General features: G+C 33.9%; 5 protein-coding genes. All 5 read left to right on the forward strand.

All coding sequences use genetic code 11. The features are described from left to right. On the forward strand, nucleotides 1-841 hold an 841-nt coding region (locus tag HMPREF3108_RS10900; RefSeq protein ID WP_256262216.1), incomplete at its 5' end, for an EndoU domain-containing protein. Nucleotides 842-864: 23 nt separating this feature from the next. Beyond that, a complete protein-coding gene (locus tag HMPREF3108_RS04230; RefSeq protein ID WP_070493412.1) occupies nucleotides 865-1,245 on the forward strand; it encodes a hypothetical protein in 381 nt (126 codons plus the stop codon). A 139-nt stretch (nucleotides 1,246-1,384) separates the two neighbouring features. Then, nucleotides 1,385-1,561, forward strand: a complete 177-nt coding sequence (locus tag HMPREF3108_RS10805) for a hypothetical protein (RefSeq protein WP_155719696.1) — start codon at nucleotides 1,385-1,387, stop codon at nucleotides 1,559-1,561. A gap of 24 nt (nucleotides 1,562-1,585) precedes the next feature. Further along, nucleotides 1,586-1,903, forward strand: coding sequence for a hypothetical protein (locus tag HMPREF3108_RS04235; RefSeq protein WP_002896313.1), 318 nt, complete (start codon nucleotides 1,586-1,588; stop codon nucleotides 1,901-1,903). A 125-nt stretch (nucleotides 1,904-2,028) separates the two neighbouring features. Then, nucleotides 2,029-2,352 (forward strand): hypothetical protein (locus tag HMPREF3108_RS04240; protein ID WP_176744512.1); only part of this gene is annotated, 324 nt, incomplete at its 3' end.

Raw genomic sequence — 2,352 nt, forward strand, 5'->3', positions numbered from 1 at the left:
CATTTCCCAAGCTCATGTGAAACCATTTGGAAGTTTAGGCATGTCAGAGACTGAATGGGCCAATCATCGCTATGTGACAGACCGTTATTTTTTAATGGACAGTCAGAAATTACTTAGCTGGCGCGACCCTAATTATATGGCGAAGTTTAATCATTACATCCTTGAAGAAGGGATCAATCCAATTACACTTGAGCCAGCAACAGCCGAAGAAATCCAAACAGCTGAATGGTATAATCACATCCATCCTATCACTGAAACACTTAGCTGGGGAACTGCCTTGTATTCTGCTTATGTGGGGTATAACCAGTATTACAATAAGCCTTATACAACAATCCCCGAAGCTTTTGGTAAAGGGAAAGACTGGATTAAAGGGAAGATTCCGAGTATGGGGAGTCAGCCGGTGGTTGAGGTTAAAACCTACACTATGGATGACTTAGCGAATCTTAAGCATACAGAGAACTTTACAGATAAGTCTAAGATTCACATTTTTGAAGGTGATATAAATAAAAAAGGTCGAGCAGGAGGCTATCACTATGATATGGTAGAGGGGACTTCTGGAAATATTATCGAGGGTACGAAAGGGCCGGCCTTAAATGATGCTGGGATTTATGAGGCAAAAGTTGAAGTAAATGGAACTCTTAAGAAAGCTAATGGAGGGAAATCAACCTTCTTCCCTGACCATATGAGTCCGCAGGAGGTTGTAGATGCCATTAATGAGGCATATTCCAACAAGGTATTGATGGAAGGTAGTCGTTATATAGGAACAAGTCAAAATGGAATAAGCATTGAAATAATTTTAAATTCTGAGGGGAAAATTATTACTGCTTATCCGCTAAAATAGAATAATTTTAAAGGTGTATATAAATGAGACGAAACTATATTGTAAAAGTAAATAAAAATAATGATAGTCAGAAATTTTTGTTAGTAGAATTTGATAGTCCCAATTGTCACTCCTTATCAAATTTTTTAAATTCGGAGGTCCATAATTTTTATCTGGATGTTCGAGAAGCTTTGGAGAGTGTAATTTCTGGGAGTATGGAAGAATATGCTTTTGATGGTAATCTCTTAGGGATTGAAATTGGCAAAGAAATAACGGAAGTATACTTCCAATTTGAGGAAGAAATATTAGGTAGTCCATGCTTTATTCCTACAAATGAGCTTTATAAATTGGTTTTAGAGTGGAAAGAAATGGAAGAAAAAATGCATAGAGGGGAAGATATTTTTCCTGTGATTTTAGAAGATTGAACTAGTATAAAGAATCCAATATAGATTCATAAAACTATTACACGGCTTGGGTTTACTCAGGTCGTGTAATTATTCAAAAGAAATCTCTGTCTCAAAAAATATCTAAGGTTAATCCAGCTTTTAAGAAAAAATAGATGGAATGAGCCAAGAGGAGATAGAAAAAGAATTTCCTGAGCTCAAAAACGCCATTTCCCAAGCTCATGTGAAACCATTTGGCAGTTTAGGCATGTCAGAGACTGAGAGGACTAATCATAGCTATGCAATTGACCGTTACTTCCTGACGGACAGCCATAACAGAAATGCCGGATGCTCGTAATATAAATATCAAAGGAGAAAAGTAATGAGTCGACTTCAAGAAGTAAAAAAAGTGACTAAAGAGTGGCTATCAGAAAACATTAATATTCTAAAACAAGAAAATATTAGTCTAGAAGTTTTAATTGATAATGAAAATTGCTTGAGAATATTATTAGAAACAAAAGATAAAATGGGAGAAATACTAGTTGAAGAGCCAAGCTTTGCTCCTTATAAAAATTTCAAATTTGAAATTGCTCAAATAATTGATAATCAAGCTCAGATAGTAAATGCATGGTACGACAATGAAAATACAAATATTGAAGACTATAAAGTTATATTAGATAATGGAATGGTTCTTATGTAAGAACTGTTTTCACAGAATATGTTGATATTTAAATTATATAGATTACGATATATTTAGACTCTGATGAAAAGATTATTTCAGCTTTTCCTAGCAGTAAATAAATAGAAAGATATAGGACGTAACAAATGTTAAAAAGACAATATGGAATATTTAAATATCCTGACGGTGATATTAGATTATCGATAAAATTCTTGGATGAAAACTATCAAACTTTAGGCGAGTTTTTTATCATTGAGGTTAATACTTTTTACCCTCACATTTATAAAGAATTAGAGGCAGTTGTTACTGGTCAAAAAGAAGAGTCAGACTTTGGCGGTAATATGCTGAATATCGATATAGGCAAAGAAGAAACAGAAGTATACTATCAAATGGATGATGAAAGTCTTGGGGAACCTTGCTTTATTTCAACTGATGAACTATATAAATTGGTTTTAGAGTGGAAAGAAATG

It is taken from the genome of Streptococcus sp. HMSC10A01, from assembly GCF_001807785.1.
GTDB classification, from domain to species: Bacteria; Bacillota; Bacilli; order Lactobacillales; family Streptococcaceae; genus Streptococcus; species Streptococcus gordonii.